Origin of the sequence: Streptomyces sp. NPDC050315 (assembly GCF_040655775.1) — a bacterium.
Classification (GTDB): Bacteria; Actinomycetota; Actinomycetes; order Streptomycetales; family Streptomycetaceae; genus Streptomyces.
Map to the genome: position 1 here is coordinate 217,743 of NZ_JBFAKN010000008.1, position 18,699 is coordinate 236,441.

Annotated in this window: 19 protein-coding genes; 14 read left to right on the forward strand and 5 right to left on the reverse strand. The window is 71.8% G+C overall.

What is annotated here, in order from left to right; genetic code table 11:
- The first annotated feature begins 7 nt into the window (after positions 1-7).
- Positions 8-724, forward strand: coding sequence for a TetR/AcrR family transcriptional regulator C-terminal domain-containing protein (locus tag AB0I82_RS28375; RefSeq protein WP_363260208.1), 717 nt, complete (start codon positions 8-10; stop codon positions 722-724).
- A gap of 20 nt (positions 725-744) precedes the next feature.
- Here AB0I82_RS28375 and AB0I82_RS28380 read toward each other — a convergent pair whose 3' ends face one another.
- Complete coding sequence (locus AB0I82_RS28380) at positions 745-1,719, reverse strand: NAD(P)/FAD-dependent oxidoreductase (protein WP_363260209.1); 975 nt, start codon at positions 1,717-1,719, stop codon at positions 745-747.
- 132 nt (positions 1,720-1,851) lie between these two features.
- Here AB0I82_RS28380 and AB0I82_RS28385 point away from each other — a divergent pair, with 132 nt between their 5' ends.
- A complete protein-coding gene (locus AB0I82_RS28385) occupies positions 1,852-2,514 on the forward strand; it encodes a hypothetical protein (RefSeq protein WP_363260210.1) in 663 nt (220 codons plus the stop codon).
- Between the two features lie 85 nt (positions 2,515-2,599).
- On the opposite strand, the gene AB0I82_RS28390 is transcribed toward AB0I82_RS28385, so the two are convergent.
- A complete protein-coding gene (locus tag AB0I82_RS28390) occupies positions 2,600-2,833 on the reverse strand; it encodes a chaplin (protein WP_363260212.1) in 234 nt (77 codons plus the stop codon).
- Between the two features lie 344 nt (positions 2,834-3,177).
- Between AB0I82_RS28390 and AB0I82_RS28395 the strand changes: the two genes are divergently transcribed.
- The 6 genes from AB0I82_RS28395 to AB0I82_RS28420 all read left to right on the forward strand — a co-directional run bounded on the left by AB0I82_RS28395 (position 3,178) and on the right by AB0I82_RS28420 (position 8,462).
- Positions 3,178-4,299 (forward strand): ROK family glucokinase, encoded by a 1,122-nt coding sequence (locus tag AB0I82_RS28395; RefSeq protein ID WP_363260213.1) that lies wholly within the window; start codon positions 3,178-3,180, stop codon positions 4,297-4,299.
- Positions 4,296-4,913 (forward strand): hypothetical protein, encoded by a 618-nt coding sequence (locus AB0I82_RS28400; RefSeq protein WP_363260214.1) that lies wholly within the window; start codon positions 4,296-4,298, stop codon positions 4,911-4,913. Before AB0I82_RS28395 ends, AB0I82_RS28400 begins: the two co-directional genes overlap by 4 nt.
- A 209-nt stretch (positions 4,914-5,122) precedes the next feature.
- Positions 5,123-6,412: an alpha/beta fold hydrolase gene (locus tag AB0I82_RS28405; RefSeq protein ID WP_363260215.1), complete on the forward strand. Its 1,290-nt coding sequence runs from the start codon at positions 5,123-5,125 to the stop codon at positions 6,410-6,412.
- A 157-nt stretch (positions 6,413-6,569) separates the two neighbouring features.
- On the forward strand, positions 6,570-6,908 hold the full coding sequence (locus AB0I82_RS28410; RefSeq protein WP_363260216.1) for a rodlin: 339 nt from the start codon (positions 6,570-6,572) through the stop codon (positions 6,906-6,908).
- A 77-nt stretch (positions 6,909-6,985) separates the two neighbouring features.
- On the forward strand, positions 6,986-7,621 hold the full coding sequence (locus AB0I82_RS28415) for an MBL fold metallo-hydrolase (RefSeq protein ID WP_363260376.1): 636 nt from the start codon (positions 6,986-6,988) through the stop codon (positions 7,619-7,621).
- A gap of 61 nt (positions 7,622-7,682) precedes the next feature.
- Entirely contained in the window at positions 7,683-8,462 is a 780-nt protein-coding gene (locus AB0I82_RS28420) for an exodeoxyribonuclease III (RefSeq protein ID WP_363260218.1), read from the forward strand.
- Positions 8,463-8,504: 42 nt separating this feature from the next.
- Here AB0I82_RS28420 and AB0I82_RS28425 read toward each other — a convergent pair whose 3' ends face one another.
- Complete coding sequence (locus AB0I82_RS28425; RefSeq protein ID WP_363260219.1) at positions 8,505-10,292, reverse strand: SGNH/GDSL hydrolase family protein; 1,788 nt, start codon at positions 10,290-10,292, stop codon at positions 8,505-8,507.
- A 178-nt stretch (positions 10,293-10,470) separates the two neighbouring features.
- Between AB0I82_RS28425 and AB0I82_RS28430 the strand changes: the two genes are divergently transcribed.
- Positions 10,471-10,911 carry a DUF6278 family protein gene (locus tag AB0I82_RS28430; RefSeq protein WP_363260220.1) on the forward strand — a complete coding sequence of 147 codons (441 nt, stop codon included), beginning with the start codon at positions 10,471-10,473 and terminating at the stop codon, positions 10,909-10,911.
- Between the two features lie 22 nt (positions 10,912-10,933).
- Here the strand turns inward: AB0I82_RS28430 and AB0I82_RS28435 are convergent, their stop codons facing one another.
- Positions 10,934-11,689, reverse strand: coding sequence for a GntR family transcriptional regulator (locus tag AB0I82_RS28435; RefSeq protein ID WP_363260221.1), 756 nt, complete (start codon positions 11,687-11,689; stop codon positions 10,934-10,936).
- 153 nt (positions 11,690-11,842) lie between these two features.
- Between AB0I82_RS28435 and AB0I82_RS28440 the strand changes: the two genes are divergently transcribed.
- Genes AB0I82_RS28440 through AB0I82_RS28455 form a run of 4 tightly spaced genes read left to right on the forward strand, consistent with a single transcriptional unit; the run spans position 11,843 to position 15,040 of the window.
- Positions 11,843-12,586: an amino acid ABC transporter ATP-binding protein gene (locus AB0I82_RS28440; RefSeq protein ID WP_363260222.1), complete on the forward strand. Its 744-nt coding sequence runs from the start codon at positions 11,843-11,845 to the stop codon at positions 12,584-12,586.
- A 15-nt stretch (positions 12,587-12,601) separates the two neighbouring features.
- The gene (locus AB0I82_RS28445; protein ID WP_363260223.1) at positions 12,602-13,501 is read left to right on the forward strand and encodes a glutamate ABC transporter substrate-binding protein; all 900 of its coding nucleotides are present in this window, start codon (positions 12,602-12,604) and stop codon (positions 13,499-13,501) included.
- Between the two features lie 40 nt (positions 13,502-13,541).
- Positions 13,542-14,186, forward strand: coding sequence for an amino acid ABC transporter permease (locus AB0I82_RS28450; RefSeq protein WP_363260224.1), 645 nt, complete (start codon positions 13,542-13,544; stop codon positions 14,184-14,186).
- The gene (locus tag AB0I82_RS28455; protein ID WP_363260225.1) at positions 14,183-15,040 is read left to right on the forward strand and encodes an amino acid ABC transporter permease; all 858 of its coding nucleotides are present in this window, start codon (positions 14,183-14,185) and stop codon (positions 15,038-15,040) included. The genes AB0I82_RS28450 and AB0I82_RS28455 overlap by 4 nt, the downstream gene beginning before the upstream one ends.
- A 23-nt stretch (positions 15,041-15,063) precedes the next feature.
- Here AB0I82_RS28455 and AB0I82_RS28460 read toward each other — a convergent pair whose 3' ends face one another.
- Entirely contained in the window at positions 15,064-16,644 is a 1,581-nt protein-coding gene (locus tag AB0I82_RS28460) for a CocE/NonD family hydrolase (protein ID WP_363260226.1), read from the reverse strand.
- Positions 16,645-16,863: 219 nt separating this feature from the next.
- Between AB0I82_RS28460 and ggt the strand changes: the two genes are divergently transcribed.
- Positions 16,864-18,684 carry a gamma-glutamyltransferase gene (gene ggt, locus AB0I82_RS28465; RefSeq protein WP_363260227.1) on the forward strand — a complete coding sequence of 607 codons (1,821 nt, stop codon included), beginning with the start codon at positions 16,864-16,866 and terminating at the stop codon, positions 18,682-18,684.
- The last annotated feature ends 15 nt before the right edge of the window (positions 18,685-18,699 follow it).

Below are 18,699 nucleotides of genomic sequence, written 5' to 3' on the forward strand. Positions count from 1 at the left end.
GAAGAGCATGAGCCCTCGTGAGGGAGCCGGGGCCGCGGGCTTCGACCCCCAGCAGCTCTGGCTGGGCACCGTCCGCACCGGCCGGGGCCGGAAGCCCGCGTTCAGCCGTGCGGCGATCACGGCGGCGGCCGTCGCCCTCGCGGACGCCGAGGGGCTGGACGCGGTCACCATGCGGCGCGTGGCCGCCGAGGTCGGCGCCGGCGTCATGTCGCTCTACAGCTACGCGCCCGACAAGGAGACGCTGCTGGAGCTGATGGTCGACCACGTCAGCGGCGAGCTCCCGACGGACGAGCCGCTGAGCGGCGACTGGCGTGCCGACCTGAAGGCCATCGGCCATCTCCAGCGCGGTCTGATGCTCCGTCACCCCTGGCTGCCCGCCGCGCTGACCGCCCGCCGCTCGCTCGGCCCGCACGCGCTGGCCTTCCTGGAACGCGCGCTGGCGGCCCTGCGGCCCACCCGGCTGGACGGCGCCGCGAAGCTGGAGGTCTTCAGCCAGCTCACCGGCTTCGTCGCCGGGCACGTCGGGTACGAGATCGCGCAGTCAGCGGCCGCGGAAGCGCCCGGCCGGGCCGCGGCCGAGGCCCGCTACCTCGCCGCCGTCGCCGCCGACGGCCACCATCCGGAACTCGCCGCGGCCCTCGCGGCTCCCGGCCGCCCCCTCACCCCGGAAGCCACCTTCACCCGGTTCCTCGACCGGCTGATCGACGGCCTCGACACCGGCTGACCACTCCTACGAGGTACGCGTCAGCCGGACCCGCGGCGGGCCGCGACCGCCAGCCGGGTGTCCTCGTCGACCAGGTCCGAGTTGATCGCCTGGGCGGCCTGCACCCCGGCCGCCGCGGCGCCGATGACCTGGTCGGACAGAGACGTGACGTTCCCGGCGACCCACACCCCCGGCACGTCCGTTGCCCCCGATCCGGCCGCCTGTACCGAGCTGCCCACCACCTCCCCCTCCGACCGCTCCAGCTCGGCGGACAGTCCGAGGGACGCGAGGAGCCCGGCCCGCGCGGTGAACCGCGGCTCCACGACCAGCGCCTGACAAGGCACCCGCCGGCCGTCCGCCAGCCGCACGCCGGACAGCCCGCCGTCCGCCACCTCCAGACCCGCCACCCGCCCCGGCACCACGGCGACGCCGCGGGCGGCCAGCCGCTCGTACTCCTCGGGGTCCGGCTCCGGCGAGGCGTGCAGCAGCAGCGTCACGTCCGCGCTCCACTGCCGCCACATCAGGGCCTGCCGGCAGGCGAGCGGCCCCGTGGCCAGCACCGCGATGGCCCGGTCGCGGGCCTCCCAGCCGTGACAGTACGGACAGTGCAGCACGTCCCGCCCCCACCGCTCCGCCACCCCGGGGACCTCGGGCAGCTCGTCGACCAGACCGGTCGCCACCAGCAGCCGGCGGGCCGCGACCGGCGGGCCCGCTTCGAGGAGGACGCGGAAGCCGCCCTCCCGCGGCTCGGCCGCCACCGCCTCGCCCGCCACGAACTCGCCGCCGTACTCGGCCACCTCGGCCCGGCCGGCCGCGAGCAGCTCCTCGGGCGGCATGCCGTCGCGGGTGAGGAAGTTGTGGGTGCGGCCCGCCATGACGTTGCGCGGCCGGCCGTCGTCGATCACCAGCACCGAACGGCGCGCCCGTACCAGGGCCAGCGCCCCGCTCAGCCCGGCGGCACCACCGCCGACGACCACGACGTCGTACAGTCGTTCCTCCTGCGCGTGCGCCACCATGGTCCGACTCTCCTCCCGCGCCGCCGCCCGCACGGGTCGGCGCGCCGGTGGGCGGCGGGCCCGCGCCCGGTGTCACCGGACGGCCGGTAAATCGGGTGCTCCGGCCGGGTGGCCGTTGCTACCTTCCGCGCCATGTCTTCCATACAGGGAACACCCGCCGGGCCCGTCACCGCAGCCGATGTCGAACAAGCCGTACAGCTCGCGGTCAGTGCTCTGCGCGGCGCGGAGGGGGCGGACTGGAGCGTGCGGGCCGGCTCCCTGAAGTGGGACTGCTGGGACACCGCCGAGCACCTCGCCACCGACTTCTTGGGCTACGCCGCCCAGCTGGGCCCGGCGCACCCGGTGGCGGACACGTACGTACCGTTCGCGAGGAGCGGGCAGCGGCCGGACGGCCCGGTGAACATCGTCTGCGCCGACCGCGCGGCGGGCCCGGCGGGACTGCTGTACGTACTGGAGGCGACCGGCGGCCTGCTGGCGGCCGTCGTCCGCACCGCGCCGCCCGACAAGCGCGCCTTCCACGTCTACGGCACGTCCGACGCCGAGGGCTTCGCGGCCATGGGCATCGTCGAGACGCTGGTGCATGTGCACGACATCGCCGAGGGCCTCGGCCTGCCGTTCTCGCCGCCCGCCGACCTGTGCGACCGGGTGCTGGCCCGGCTCTTCCCCGACGCGCCGCCCGCGCCCGACCGCTGGTCCGTACTCCTGTGGTGCGCGGGCCGCATGGCGCTCCCCGGCCACCCGCGCCGCACGTCCTGGCGCTGGGACGGCACGGTCAGGGAGCCCGCCGGACGCTGACCTGTTGTCAACAGCAGGCTGACCTGCTGTCAACAGAAGGGTGCCGGCCCCCCGAAGGAGGCCGGCACCGGTGTGGACCGCGACGTTACTTGTTGGCGCACTGCCCGTGTGCGGGGTTCAGCAGCCCGATCACGTCGACCGAGAGGCCGCAGGCGTTGATCGGGACGTGGAGCGGGACCTGGATGGTGTTACCGGACACCAGACCCGGCGAGTGGCTGCTGCTGCCCTGGGCGCCCGAGTCGGCAACGGCGGCGCCGGCGCTGCCGACAAGAGCGGCGGTGGCCAGAATGGCCGCGGCTGCGGCGGTACGGATGCGCATAGCGTTCTCCTCACAGAGGGCGGAACATCAACGGTTCCCATCACAACCCAGAGCGCTCCACGGGGCCCGTCGGGTTCGGCCGTCAGGGGCACACGGCCCGGGAAAAACGCCTGTGACCAGGGCCTCCTCCGCCGCCCTGATGCCCGGCCGCGGCAACGCCGCCCGAGCGCAGCGGAAAAGGTTCCCGAGATCGCCGTACTTTGAGAAAGGCCACAGGTCAGAGGGTTGCGGTGCGCCGCGGGGCGGCTTTGATGCACAATCGCACGGCGGGTGGGCTGTGCCCGCCCCGACGCCAGCCGAGGCCATGGCCTCCCGAGACCGCACAGGGACGAGACGAGCCGAGCATGAGTACGTACCGGGACAGGGTGCACCGTGGATCGGCGCGGGCCACCGTGCTGCGCACGGTCGGCACCCGCGAGCGGCGCTCGCACCTCAGCGCGCCTCGTGTGCCCACCGTCGGCATCGACATCGGCGGCACGAAGGTCATGGCGGGCGTCGTGGACGCCGACGGCAACATCCTGGAGAAGGTCCGTACCGAGACGCCGGACAAGTCCAAGAGCCCCAAGGTCGTCGAGGACACCATTACCGAGCTGGTGCTGGACCTCTCCGACCGGCACGACGTGCACGCCGTGGGCATCGGCGCGGCCGGCTGGGTCGACGCCGACCGCAGCCGCGTCCTCTTCGCCCCCCATCTGAACTGGCGGAACGAGCCGCTGCGCGACCGCCTCGCGGAACGTCTCGCGGTCCCCGTCATGGTCGACAACGACGCGAACACCGCGGCCTGGGCCGAGTGGCGCTTCGGCGCCGGGCGCAACGAGGACCACCTCGTGATGATCACGCTCGGTACCGGCATCGGCGGCGCGATCCTGGAGGACGGCCAGGTCAAGCGCGGCAAGTACGGCGTGGCCGGTGAGTTCGGGCACATGCAGGTCGTGCCCGGCGGCCACCGCTGCCCGTGCGGCAACCGCGGCTGCTGGGAGCAGTACAGCTCCGGCAACGCGCTGGTGCGCGAGGCGCGCGAGCTGGCGGCCGCCGACTCCCCGGTCGCGTACAACATCATCGAGCGGGTCGGCGGGCACATCCCGGACATCACCGGGCCGCTGATCACCGAGCTGGCCCGCGAGGGCGACGCGATGTGCGTCGAGCTGTTCGGGGAGATCGGCCAGTGGCTGGGCGTGGGCATCGCCAACCTCGCCGCGGCCCTGGACCCGTCGTGCTTCGTGATCGGCGGTGGCGTCAGCGCCGCCGACGACCTGCTCATCGGCCCGGCCCGGGACGCCTTCAGGCGCACCCTCACCGGGCGCGGCTACCGCCCCGAGGCCCGCATCGCGCGCGCCCAGCTCGGCCCCGAGGCCGGCATGGTCGGCGCCGCCGACCTGGCCCGGCTGGTGGCCCGCCGCTTCCGCCGCGCCAACCGCCGCCGAGTCGAGCGCTACGAACGCTATGAGCGGACCGGCCGCCGATGACCGACCTGGAACAGCCACCCGTGACCGAGCAGCCCGAGCGTCCCGACCAGCCCGCGCGTGACGAGGCCCCCGCGCCGGGCGACGGCGGGGCGCACGCGCCCCCGAGCCGCCGGCGCCGCTGGCTCACCGCCGTCGTCGTCTTCCTCCTGATCGCCATTCCGGCCGGCTACCTCGCGCTCTCCGCCGCGCAGAGCCGCGACAGCGGCCAGGAGAAGGAGGAGCGGGCCGCCATGCAGGGCCTCACCTGGCACTGGCCCTCCAAGGTGCAGCGCCGCATCTACGACGTGCGGATACCGGCCTACTCGTACCCGGTCGCCTTCTTCGAGACGAACTCCTTCAAGACCAGCTCGCTGTACGTGACGTTCCGCACCTCCCAGGACGGCCTGGACCAGTTCCTGGCGAACTACGGGAAGACCCGCGCCGACCTGCGCAAGGACGTCGTCACGATCCCGCCGGAGCAGGCGAAGCGGGTCAAGTGGGACTTCACGATCGGGGACGGTTACGCGGGCCTGGTGAACAAGGAGAAGGCGCCGCGGCCCTCGCAGCGGATCACGGTCGACTTCGCCGAGGACGGCCACCCCGTGGTGTACATCGTCTCCACGACGCGGTTCTGAGGGGGCGTGCCGGGTCCGACCCGGCACGGACGGCCGGGTTCCGGTGGCGAAACTCTGATGAAGAATGCCGCCCTGATCACATGCGGGCGATCCCGGCCAGCCGGTTATGAGCCGAATCCGCCGCCATGACCGACTCTTCCGGTCACCGCGGTGTCCGTTTGCTGACCCGGGTGTCAGGAGTGGGCGGTTTGATTGGGTAGCGTGGCCGGGTGAGCGAGAAGACCCTGCAGCACCGGATCGACGGCCCCGACGACGCGCCCGTACTTGTCCTCGGCGCCTCGCTGGGCACCACCTGGCACATGTGGGACCGGCAGATCCCCGAGCTGACCCGTCAGTGGCGCGTTGTCCGCTTCGACCTCCCCGGCCACGGCGGATCGCCCGCCTACCCGGCCGCCTCGGTCGCCGAGCTCGCCGAGCGGGTGGTCGCCACCCTCGACGGCCTCGGCATCGACCGCTTCGGCTACGCCGGCTGCGCCATGGGCGCCGCCATCGGCGCTCAGCTCGCGCTCGCCCACCCCCAGCGCCTCACCTCGCTCGCGCTGGTCTCGGCCTCGCCCCGGTTCGGCACCGCCGACGCCTGGCGGCAGCGCGGTGTGGTGATCCGTACGAACGGCCTGGACCCGATCGCGCGCACCGCGCCCGAGCGGTGGTTCACGCCCGGCTTCGCCGCCGCCCAGCCCGCCATCGTCGAGTGGGCCGTGCAGATGGTGCGCACCACCGACCCCGGCTGCTACATCGCCGCCTGCGAGGCGCTGGCCGCCTTCGACATCCGCAACGAGCTCGGCCGGATCTCCGCGCCCACCCTCGTGGTCGTCGGCTCCGAGGACCTGATCACCCCGACCTCCGACGCGCGCACCCTGGTCGCCGGGATACCGGACGCGGGTCTCGCCCTGGTGCCCGGTACCTCGCACCTGGCCCCGGTCGAGCAGCCCGCCGCCGTCACCGAGCTGCTCATCCGGCACTTCTCCACCTCCTGGCAGGACAAGCCGGCCGGACAGGCCGCGCTCGGTGCCACCCCGCCCAAGCCCGTCCTCACCACGACGCCGGCGCAGCCGTCGCAGCCCCAGCCGCCGGTCGTCGCCATCGAACCGGCCGCCGAGCAGCCGGAGATGGTCGGCACCGACTCCTACGAGGCGGGCATGAAGGTCCGCCGCGAGGTGCTCGGCGATGCGCACGTGGACCGCGCCGAGGCATCCGCCGACGAGTTCACCAGCGACTTCCAGGACTTCCTGACCCGCAACGTCTGGGGCGAGGTGTGGACCCGCTCGGGCCTGGACCGCCGCACCCGCAGCGTCATCACGCTCACCGCGCTGATCACCAGCGGCCACCTCGACGACCTGGCCGTCCACGTCCGCGCCGCGCTCCGCAACGGCCTCACCCCCGCGGAGATCAAGGAAACGCTGATCCACACCGCGGTCTACGGCGGCGTCCCGGCCGCCGGTGCGGCCTTCACCATCGCCCAGCGCGTCATCCGCGAGGAGACCACGCCGGAGGACTGAGAGCCGGTGGCACAGCCCTGGCCGACAAGGTGATTGACGGGTTGTCCTGGTGACAGCTTGTACTGGGCACGCCGACGATCCGGTGAATGGGTGGGAACGCACTGCGCCGCACGATGTACTCCTGGCTTTGGCACAGCGTCATCCTGTGGAGAGAGCCATGTACATCCGTAGCACCATGACCGCTTGCGGTCTCGCCATCGCCGCGATCGCCGGGGGAGTCGGCAGCGCCGTCGCGGCCGGTGACGGCCCGGCCGGCCTGAGCGGCAACGGCGCGGCGTCCGCGTTCGGCAATTCGACGACCCACGGCCACCTGAGCGCGCAGTTCGGGGCCGTCCAGGGCACGCTGAACAAGCTGTGCGTCGGGTTGCCGGCGAAGGCCAATGTCGGATCGCTGCTCCTCATCGTGCCGATCACGGTGCAGGACGTCAACGTCCTCGCCTCCCCGCAGAACCAGCAGTGCGCCGACAACAGCAGCCAGTCCTCCGGCAGCGAGTGAGCCCCGGTTGAGCGACGGTTGAGCCCCGGATGAGCTCCGGTCCGGGGCGTTCCGCGCGGCAAGATGGGGTCATGGAACTGGAACTCACCAAGAAGACGCACGCCTGCGTCCGGCTGGCCAAGGACGGGCGGACGCTGGTCATCGATCCCGGTGGCTTCAGCGAGCAGGACGCGGCCGTGGGCGCGGACGCGATCCTGATCACCCACGAGCACCCCGACCACTTCGCCGAGGACCGGCTGCGGGCCGCCATGGAGGCCAACCCGGCCGCCGAGATCTGGACGCTGGCCTCGGTCGCCGAGCAGATCTCGGCGGCGTTCCCGGGCCGGGTGCACACCGTCGGCGAGGGCGACACCTTCACGGCGGCCGGCTTCGAGGTGGAGGTGCACGGGCAGCTGCACGCCGTGATCCACCCCGACATCCCGCGGATCACCAACGTCGGTTACTTCATCGACGGCGCGGTCTTCCACCCCGGTGACGCGCTCACCGTCCCCGGCCGCCCGGTCGACACCCTCCTGCTGCCCGTGCACGCCCCCTGGAACAAGGTGGCGGAGGTCATCGACTACGTACGCGAGGTCAAGCCGCGGCACGCCATCGACATCCACGACAGCCTCCTCCAGGAGCACGCCCGGCCGATCTACGACCGCATGATCGGCCAGCTCGGCGGCACCGACCACGGCCGCCTCGCCCCTGGTCAGGCGGCCGCGCTGGGCTGAGCAGGCGGCCGCCGTCGGCCGCGGACGGCGACTGTCACAGGCGGGCGGTAGGTTGGCACTCATGCGCATCGCGACCTGGAACGTCAATTCGATCACCGCCCGCCTGCCCCGGCTGCTGGCCTGGCTGGAGAACACCGGCACGGACGTGCTGTGCATCCAGGAGGCCAAGTGCTCCAAGGAGCAGTTCCCCTTCGACGAGCTGCGCGAGCTGGGGTACGAAGCGGCGGTGCACGCCACGGGCCGGTGGAACGGCGTGGCCGTGCTGTCCAAGGTGGGCCTTGCGGACGTGGTCGAGGGCCTGCCCGGTGACCCGACGTACGACGGCGTGGCCGAGCCGCGCGCCATCTCGGCGACCTGCGGCCCGGTCCGCGTCTGGTCGGTGTACGTGCCGAACGGCCGCGAGGTCGAGCACCCGCACTATGCCTACAAGCTCCAGTGGTTCGAGGCGCTGAAGGCCGCGGTCGCGGGCGACGCGGCGGGCGACCGCCCGTTCGCGGTGCTGGGGGATTACAACGTCGCGCCGACGGACGACGACGTCTACGACACCGCCGCCTTCGAGGGCGCCACGCACGTCACCCCGGCCGAGCGCGCGGCCCTCGCCGACCTGCGCGGTGCGGGCCTGACGGACGTCGTGCCGCGTCCCCTGAAGTACGACCACCCCTTCACGTACTGGGACTACCGCCAGCTCTGCTTCCCGAAGAACCGCGGGATGCGCATCGACCTGGTCTACGGCAACGAGCCGTTCGCCAAGGCGGTCTCCGACGCCTACGTCGACCGGGAGCAGCGCAAGGGCAAGGGCGCCTCGGACCACGCGCCGGTGGTCGTCGACCTGGACGTGTGACGCGCCGGGCGGGACGTCTCCGCGGACGTCCCGCCCGTCCCGTCACGGCACGAGCTTGCGCAGCTCCACCGACTCCGCGAGCGCCTTCAGCCCCTCGTCGCCGGGGTGCAGATGGTCGCCGCTGTCGTACGCCGGCAGCATCCGCTGCGGCCGCTCCGGGTCGCGGATCACCGCGTCGAAGTCCAGTACGGCGTCCACGACCCCGCCGCTGTTGCGGATGAAGGCATTGACCTCCTGCCGCCGCTGGTCGACCTCCGGGGAGCAGTCGGGGTAGCCCTCGCAGGGCGCGACCGTCGCGACCACCACGCGCAGGCCCCGCGCGTGCGCCCGCGCCGCGATGTTCCGCAGCCCGGTGATCACCTCGGCCGCCGAGGTGCCCCAGCGCACGTCGTTGATGCCCTCGAAGACCACGACCGTACGGGCCGACGTCTGGGCCAGTACGTCGCGCTCCAGCCGGTGCTGAGCGCTCACGCCGCCGGTGTCGGTGCTGATCCCGTCGCCCTTGTACCGGTCGGTGACGATGCGGTTCGCCGAGATGCCGTGGTTGATCACGCCGTACTTGGGCAGCGCGGTCTGGTTCTGGAAGCGCCGCGCCAGGGTGTCCGGCCAGCGCCGGTTGGCGCCCTGCGTCGACTTCACCCCGTCGGTGATCGAGTCGCCCAGCGCCACGATCGAGCCCGGTCCGCCGGTGACATCGACGCCGGAGAGGAACGGCCAGGTGGTCAGCGACCCGGTGTAGGCCGCGCCGCCCGTGTCGGCTGTACGGTCACCGCTGTCCGCCGCGCTGGCGTACGACCGCTGGATGGCCTCCTTGTGGATCGGCGCCGCGCCCACCGACCCCGACAGATGGAAGCTCACCAGCAGATTGGTGTCCGCCGGAACGGTGAAGTCCACCGGATCGCTGAATACCTGAGCACCGGCCGGTATACGGGTGCCGGCCCGCCCGCCGAACGTCAGCGCCACCGGCTTGCCCTTCGTCGCGGCGCCCGACCCCTGCACCGCGACAGTGGCCGCGCCGATGTCCACCGGCGTCGCGGCGAAGGTGTTCTCCAGCCGGATACGCGCCCGTGGGCCACCCGCCCCGGCGTGCACCACCAGCCGCAGCGTCTGGTCCCGCCACGGCCCGACCTTGGTGTACCCGGCGCTGCTCGCCGCCCAGCTGCCGGTCCAGCCGGGCGTGGCCCGGCGCAGCGCCGCGGCGAAGACATGCAGGTCACGATCGGGGCCCGGGTCCTTGGGGAGGGTGACCGAGTGGACCGGGCGGCCGGGGCGCACCGGCACCGTCACCGCGTACAGCCGTACCGTTTCCGCGCGCTGCCCGGCCGCGGAGTTCACATGCGGCAGCGCCACCGCCTTGGTGCTGAGCGGGCCGGTCCGCCAGTCCGGCGCGGTCAGCTCGTACGTGCTGCGCGAGCCGTCCTTGTACTCGACCGTGCCGATGCCGGTGGCGTCCCCGCCGGTCCCGGCGACCAGGAAGGACAGCGCGGTGCCGGCGCCGCTCAGCCGGACGGCCTGGCCGTTGGCCCGTACGTTGTCGGGCGCGCCGGGGGTGGTGCGCGGCCAGGTCAGCCGGGTCGCGTCGATGTCCAGCGCCCGGCCGGGCGTCCAGCCGGCCGCGGCGAGGTCCTGGGCCGACAGCGAGCTGCCGGCGCCGTCGAAGTCGGCCGCGCCGGATCTGGCGTCGTCGCTCACCGCCTTGTTGTCGAAGAGTCTCGCCAACGGCTGTGGTTCCGTGGCGCGTTGCTGGTCGGCGGCGGCCGGGACGGCGGTCCCCGCGACCGTGAGAGCGAGAGCGAGCGGAACGGTTGTGCCCCATTGTCGTACGCGCATCAGACGGCTCCTTCGGTGGCGGGTGCGCCACGGGGTGAGCATGATCCGGTCCATCAGACACAAGCGCCATGAACGTAAGGAGACGGCAAGGGGGCGTCAAGGGAGCCGTGGCGGCCGGATGACGCGGGGCGCCGCGCGCCTGTGGCCGCCGCCCGGTCGGGAGTGGGACGCTGCACCAATGAACATGTCTTTCCTGGACAAGTGGCGCAAGCATCCGGAAGCGGTCCGTTCCGCCGCGGCGCCGGCACCGGGGGACGAGGATGCGGAGGGCATCGCCGATCTGCTGTCGGAGTGCGAGCTGCTGCGCGGGCAGGCCGCGGGGGCCGGGGTGGAACTGGACGATTCCGTGGGCTCGTTGGAGGCGCTGGACCAGCTGCTGCCGGCCTGGCGGTCGGACCCGGAGATCGTGCCGTGGCTGGGCAACGACGTGGGCCTCTACCTCGGTACGGTCCTGGTGCGTACGGTCCCGGGCGCCCGCTGGAAGATCTGGCCCGGCGGCGAGCCGGTCGTACGGCTGTCCTCGGGCCGCGAGATCGATGTGGTGACGGCCGGTCACGAGTGGGCGGACAGCGGCGCGCCCGAGCTCTCCCAGCTGTACGCGGAGGTCGCGGAGAGCTGAGGGCCGCAGCCGGGGGCGTGCCTCACACGAACGCGATGTCGTACGCCAGCTGCCAGCGGTCGGCCCGTACGACGATGTCCGAGGTCTCCACGGCGCGTCCGTCCGCGTCGAAGTGCGTGCGCTCCACGGTCGTGACGCAGCTGCCCGGCGCGCAGCCCAGCGCCTCCGCCTCGGCGCTGGCGGCGGGCCGGGAGCCCACCCGCTCCTCGGCGCGCACCACCCGGATCCCGATCGCCGCCATCCGCCCGCGCACGCCACGCCGCGCGTAGGGCCCGTGCTCCGGGAACACCACGTCCGTGCCCTCGGTGATCGCCAGCGGCTCCCAGCTCGTCGCGAGCTGCACGGGCCGGCGGCCGGCGAGGTACTCGTACTGCGAGCGGACCACGCTGTCGCCGGGCGCGATACGCAGCCGCCGGGCCACCGGCTCCGTCGCCGCCTCGGTCGTGGAGGACGCCTCCCACGTCAACGGCGCGCCCTCCGAGGAATTCGCATGGGTGATACTCGCGGCGAAGGGCGAGTCGACGGCGCCCGTGGAGCGCAGCAGTACGCCCAGCGGCGCCCGGTCCGCGACGAACACCCCGCGCCCGAACTGCCCTTCCGCATACCCCGCCGCCTTCAGCACCCGCACCGCCCGGTCCACGGTCTGGTCACTGGCCTCGTACGCCCGCTTCAACTCGGCCCGCGAGGGAATCCGCGCGCCGACGGCAAGAACGCCCTCATCGATCTGCCGCCGCAGATCATCGGCGATGCGCTGAAAAACCGGCCGGTGCTCACCCATGCCGACAGGCTAGGTACGCAGGCGCCTCGTGTGTACCTAGGGGGTGCGGTGCCGCGCCCCGCGTGTCCCCGGGGGCCGAAGCGGGGGCATTTGGGGTAGTTTGCGAACTCTCCGCTGTACGGACGGGCCGGACGAGAGTGAGCAGGGCTGCATATGGCCGGTGACGCGCTGATCGAGATGCGCCGGGTCAACAAGTTCTACGGGAAGCTGCACGTCCTCCAGGACATCGACCTCACCGTCGGCCGCGGCGAGGTGGTCGTCGTCATCGGCCCCTCCGGCTCCGGCAAGTCGACCCTCTGCCGAACGATCAACCGCCTCGAACCGATCCACTCCGGCACCATCACGCTGGACGGCCACCCGCTCCCCGAGGAGGGCCGCGAGCTGGCCCGGCTGCGCGCCGACGTCGGGATGGTCTTCCAGTCCTTCAACCTCTTCGCGCACAAGACCGTGCTGGACAACGTGATGCTCGCGCCGATCAAGGTCCGCAAGCGGCGGAAGGAGGCGGCCGAGCAGCGGGCGCGCGAACTCCTGGACCGGGTCGGGCTCGCCTCGCAGGCCGACAAGTACCCGGCCCAGCTCTCCGGCGGCCAGCAGCAGCGCGTGGCCATCGCCCGCGCGCTGGCCATGGAACCCAAGGTGCTCCTCTTCGACGAGCCCACCTCGGCGCTCGACCCGGAGATGATCAACGAGGTGCTGGAGGTCATGCGGCAGCTCGCCCAGGAGGGCATGACGATGGTCGTGGTCACCCACGAGATGGGCTTCGCCCGCTCCGCCGCCAACCGCGTGGTCTTCATGGCGGACGGGGCGATCGTCGAGGACCGCACCCCCGAGGACTTCTTCACCCACCCGGAGAGCGACCGCGCCAAGGACTTCCTCTCCAAGATCCTCAAGCACTGAGTGGGGGAGTGTGCAGTGAAGAAGACACTACGGGCCGCCGCGGTCCTCCTCCTGGCCGTCCTCACCGCCGCCTGCGGCAAGCCCGGCAGCCCGCCCGCCAAGGGCCCGCGCGGCGACGAGCTCCCCAAGTACCAGGTGCTGACCCGCTTCCAGCTCACCGACTCGCCCACCTGGCAGCAGGCGAAGCGCCGCGGCCACCTGGTCGTCGGCGTCAAGGAGGACCAGCCGTACCTGGGCGAACGCGACCCGTCCTCCGGCGCGTACCGCGGCTTCGACATCGAGATCGCCAAGATGCTCTCCGCCGCGCTCGGTTTCGACCCGAAGACGATCGCCTACAAGACGATCGCCTCGGCCAACCGCGAGACGGCCCTGCAGAACGGCCAGATCGACTACTACGTCGGCACCTACACCATCAACGACCTGCGCAAGAAGCAGGTCGGCTTCGCGGGCCCGTACTACATGGCGGGCCAGAGCCTCCTGGTGCGCAAGGACGAGCAGAACATCAAGGGCCCCAAGGACCTGGCGGGCAAGCGGGTCTGCTCCGCCGCGGGCTCCACCCCGTACCAGCGGATCAAGGCTGACTACCCGAAGGCCGTGCTCGTCGCGTACGACACCTACTCCGTCTGCGTCGACAACCTGCTCACGTTCCAGGTCGACGCGGTCACCACCGACGACGCGATCCTGCTCGGCTACGCCGCCAAGGCGCCCGACGAGCTGAAGCTGGTCGGCAAGCCCTTCTCCGAGGAGCCGTACGGGGTCGGCGTGCCGCTCGAGGACCCTGACCTGCGCTTCGCGCTGGACGACGCGCTCGCCGCCGCCGAGAAGAACGGCAACTGGAAGAAGGCGTACGACGCCACCCTCGGGCTGTCCGGAGTGCCCGCGCCGAAGCCGCCCAGGATCGACCGCTACAGGTGAATCGACCGCTACAGGTGAGCTGAGGGAGCCCCCGACACCCATGGACGTACTGACCCACAACTGGTCCCTCTACGGCAAGGGCCTGCTCGGCACCGTCGAGCTCACCGTCTTCGCCTCGCTGCTCGCCCTCGGACTGGGCGTGATCATGGCGGGCTTCCGGGTCGCCCCGGTCGGCTCGCTGCGCGCCTTCGGCACGGTGTGGGTGACGGTGCTCCGCAACACCCCGCTCACCCTGCTGTTCTTCGCGGTCCTGCTCGGCCTGCCGCGGTTCGGCCTGGTGCTGCCCTTCGACGTCTTCGCGATCCTGGCGCTCGGCTGCTACACCTCCGCCTTCATCTGCGAGGCGGTGCGCTCGGGCATCAACACCGTGCCGGTGGGCCAGGGCGAGGCGGCCCGCAGCCTGGGGATGACGTTCGCGCAGACGCTGGGCACGGTGGTGCTGCCGCAGGCGTTCCGTACGGTCATCCCGCCCGTCGGCTCCACGCTGATCGCGCTGGCCAAGAACTCCGCGATCGCCGGCTCCTTCAGCGTCGTCGAGCTGCTCGGCTCGTACAAAACGCTCAATGAGCTGGGCTACAGCATCATCTGGTCCTTCATCTGGATCGCCGTCGGCTATCTGATCGTGACCCTGACCATCAGCGCGCTGTTCAACGTGCTGGAGAAGCGCTGGGGAGTCGCCCGATGACCACGACGGCCCTTTACGACGTTCCGGGACCCAGGACCCGCAGCCGGCACCGGCTTTACGGTGTCGTGGCGACGCTCGTCATCCTCGGCGTCCTCGCCTGGGCCTGCTACCTCCTGGTCGACACCGGGCAGTTCGAGGGGCGGAAGTGGACGCCCTTCGAGTACCAGGGCATCCAGGAGCTGCTGCTACGGGGGCTGGGCAATACGCTCAAGGCGTTCGCGATCGCGGCGGTGCTCGCGCTGGCGCTGGGTGCCGTACTGGCCGCCGGGCGGCTCTCCTGGCACCGGCCGGTCCGCTGGCTCGCGACCCTGTTCGTGGAGTTCTTCCGGGCCATGCCCGTACTGGTGATGATCTTCTTCATCTATGTGGCGCTGAAGGCCGAGCCGCTGACCGCGTTGGTCGTCGGCCTGACGCTCTACAACGGCTCGGTGCTCGCCGAGGTCTTCCGCACCGGCGTGATCTCCGTCGAACGCGGCCAGCACGAGGCGGCGTACGCGCTCGGCATGCGCAAGACGCAGGTCATGACGCACGTACTGGTCCCGCAGGCGGTCCGCGCGATGCTGCCCACGATCATCAGTCAGCTGGTCGTCGCGCTGAAGGACACCTCGCTCGGCTTCCTGATCACCTACGAGGAGTTCCTGCACGCGGGCCGGCTGATCGCCTCCAACCTCGACTACGACCTGCCGTTCATCCCCGTCGTGCTGGTCATCTCGCCGATCTACATCGGAATGTGCATGCTGCTGTCCTGGCTGGCCAACTGGGTCGGCAAGCGGCAGAAGCGCAACCCGAAGGTCGAGGGCGAGGTCGGCCCCGCCGAACAGGGCCCGCTGCTGCCGGGCGCGGCACCGCGGTGACGCGCCCGGCGCGGACGCGCGGGTCAGTCCCGTACCGGTACCGACACCCACGACGGGTCGTCGGCCGGCGAGGTGAAGGTGAGCTTCGCGCCGTCCGGGTTGTGCTCGATGTAGAGCGGGTCGACGGAGTCCACGACGAGCGCCAGCTTGTGCCCGGCGGGCACGTCGTACGCGGTGGAGAAGAGGTCCAGGTCCAGCGCGAACGGCTGGCCCGGCTGCTTGCCGTGGAAGGTGAACGGCGCGTGCGTGACCAGCTTCCCGGTGCCGAGCGGGCCGACGTCGTAGAGGTAGGCGACGGCGGTGCCGCTCTCGGCGGTGCTGGTGAGCGTGGTGTGCAGCTTCGCGGTGCCGCGGACCCGCTGCTGGGTCTCGTACCGCTCGGACTGCCAGACGGCCGAGGCCGAACGGGGCAGCAGCGGTATCGATGCCATCGGCGGGACCTTGAAGAACTGGTCCAGCATGCTGGAGAGGAAGATCGTGCCGCCGTTCGCGCCCGAGTCGCGGTTGGTGGCTATTCCGTGCGTGCCGTTCAGCGGGATGCGGCGGTGGTCCGAGGGCACGTCCTTCCAGCTGGCGTACCCCTCGTACGCGCCGGTGGAGCGGGACTTGAGCTGCACGGGGGACTCGCGGTCGACGCCGTTGTCGGCGCCCTTGAGGTAGTGGTCGAACCAGCGCTTGGTGTTCGTCCAGGTGTCGTTGGGCAGCCCGAGCAGGCCCGTGGCCTCGGCGGTGGCGTGGTCGCCGGGCCGGAACTCCAGCCGCTTGGGGCCCTTGAGCTGCTCGAAGAAGTCGGCGTACTGGTTCGGCGGGAAGATCGAGTCGCCCCAGGCGTTGCCCAGCATGATGGCCGCGCCGTTCTTGTTGATCCGGTCGAGGTGGGTCGCGGGGGAGCGCTTCTTCCCCCACGCGATCATCTCGTCCTCCTTGTCGAGGTTCGAGCCGAGGAAGTCCTTCATGATGGTGCGCAGTTCGGCGCTGGGGCGGCCGGTGATCTCGCCCGCGCCGGCCAGCAGCCCGGCGGCCTGCGCGTGCTGGGTGCGGCCGCTGTAGATGGAGTCGATCAGGTCGGCCCAGCCGCTGAGCGCCGCGACCGCCTTGATACGCGGGTCGAAAGCGGACGCCAGCAGGCTGATCCCGGCGCCGTAACTGACCCCGCCCATGCCGACCTTGGCCGGGTCGGCGGGGGTGTGGGCCAGCGCCCAGTCGACGACCTTGCGCGCGTCGGCGACGTCCTGCGGGCCCGCCGTCTCGATGTTCCCGCCGGACTGCCAGAAGCCGCGCGAGTTGTACCCGACGACGATGTACCCGGAGTCCGCCAGCTTCTTGGCCTGTGCGACGTACTCGATCTGCGGCATGCCCCAGCTGGTCGGCAGCACGATCACCGGGTACTTCTTGCTGCCGTCGGTGTCGCCTGGGGTGAAAACGTTCGCCTTGAGGGTGATGCCGCCCTCGCCCTCGATGTCCACGAACTTCACGGACGCGGGCGCTGTGGCGGCGGCCGGGGCCGCCTGGGCGGCGGGGGTCGTGGCCGTGAGGGTGGTGGCGAGGACGGCCGCGGAGACGGTACCGATCGCGGCGCGCAGCGTCGTACGGGAGGGCGTCATCTACTGCTCCAGGTCGCGGTGTGGGGGAGGGGGAGTGACCGGTGGCACCGGTACCGAAGTGACTGGAGAGTAAGTCGAGCGAGTTACCGAAGGTAACCCGTCGGTAGGTTACGCAAGGGTAAAGATCTCGTGGCAGCGGGTCCTCGGCGCCCTGTCGCCCCTGAAGAGCCGCAGGTAGGCTCCGGCTTCTGGCGCGAACTCGATGGAGGGAAGGCACAGATGACGCATGTCCGACGCCTGTCGGTGCTGGCCGTGACGGCCGTACTGGCCGGCTCGCTGGCCTCTGTACCGGCCAGCGCCCGGCCCGCGGCCCCCGCGACCGAGCCCCCGCCCAAGTCCCCGGTCGCGGTGGGCTCCGGCGGCGCGGTCTCCAGCGTCGACCCCGACGCCTCGGCGGCCGGCATCGAGGTGCTGAAGAAGGGCGGCAACGCGGTGGACGCCGCGGTCGCCACCGCGGCGGCGCTGGGCGTCACCGAGCCGTACTCCGCCGGCGTCGGAGGCGGCGGCTACTTCGTCTACTACAACGCCAAGAAGCGCTCCGTGCAGACGATCGACGGCCGCGAGACCGCGCCGCTGACCGCGGACAAGGACCTCTTCCTGGAGAACGGCAAGCCGATCCCGTTCAACGAGGCCGTCACCAGCGGCCTCAGCGTCGGCACCCCCGGCACCCCCGCCACCTGGGACAAGGCGCTGGACAAGTGGGGCAGCCGCTCCCTCGGCCAGGCCCTCGCGCCCGCCACCCGCCTCGCCCGCGACGGCTTCACCGTCGATGAGACCTTCCGCAAGCAGACCGCCGACAACGCCGATCGGTTCCGCGACTTCCCCGCCAGCGCGAAGCTGTTCCTGCCCGGCGGACAGCCCCCGGCCGTCGGCTCCACGCTGAAGAACCCCGATCTCGCCCGTACCTACGACGAGTTGGCGACGAAGGGCGTGGACGCGCTGTACCGCGGACGGCTGGGCGAGGACATCGTCCGTACCGTCGAGCAGCCGCCCGTACGGGAGGGCGCCACCCGCAAGGTGCGGCCCGGCGACCTGACCGCGGCCGACCTGGACGCGTACGAGACCAAGGACCAGGCGCCGACGAAGACGAAGTACCGCGGCCTGGACGTGTACGGCATGGCACCGTCCTCCTCCGGCGGCACCAGCGTCGCCGAGGCGCTCAACATCCTGGAGAACGACGACGTAGCCAAGCTGAGCGAGAAGCAGTATCTGCACCGCTACATCGAGGCGAGCCGGATCGCGTTCGCCGACCGCGGCCGCTGGGTCGGCGACCCGGCCGCGCAGGAGGTGCCCACCAAGGAACTGACCTCGCAGAAGTTCGCCGACTCCCGGGCCTGCCTGATCAAGGACGACGCGGTGCTCAAGAGCCCGGTCGCGCCCGGCGATCCGCGCCACCCGAAGCCCTGCGCGGCCGGTGACAAGGCGGCGCCGACGACGTACGAGGGCGAGAGCACCACCCACCTCACCGCCTCCGACAAGTGGGGCAACGTCGTCGCCTACACCCTCACCATCGAGCAGACCGGCGGCAGCGGCATCACCGTCCCCGGCCGCGGCTTCCTCCTCAACAACGAACTGACCGACTTCTCCTTCGCCCCGGCGGCCCCCGGCGTCCCCGACCCCAACCTCCCGGGCCCCGCCAAGCGCCCCCGCTCCTCCATGTCGCCGACCATCGTCCTCGACCACGGCAAGCCCGTACTGGCCGTCGGCTCGCCCGGCGGGGCCACCATCATCACGACAGTTCTGCAGACGCTTCTCGGCCACCTCGACCGCGGCCTGCCGCTCGTCGACGCCATCGCCGCACCGCGCGCCAGCCAGCGCAACGCCGCACAGACCGAGCTGGAGCCGGGCCTGTACGACAGCAAGCTGCGCACGGAACTGGAGGCGCTCGGCCACTCGTTCAAGGAAAACCCCGAGATCGGCGCGGCCACCGGCGTCCAGCGGCTGCCCGACGGGCGCTGGATCGCGGCCGCGGAGAAGGTACGCCGCGGCGGCGGTGCGGCCATGGTCGTCCACCCTGAAGGCCACACGAACTCCCGCTGACCGTATACGGAACAA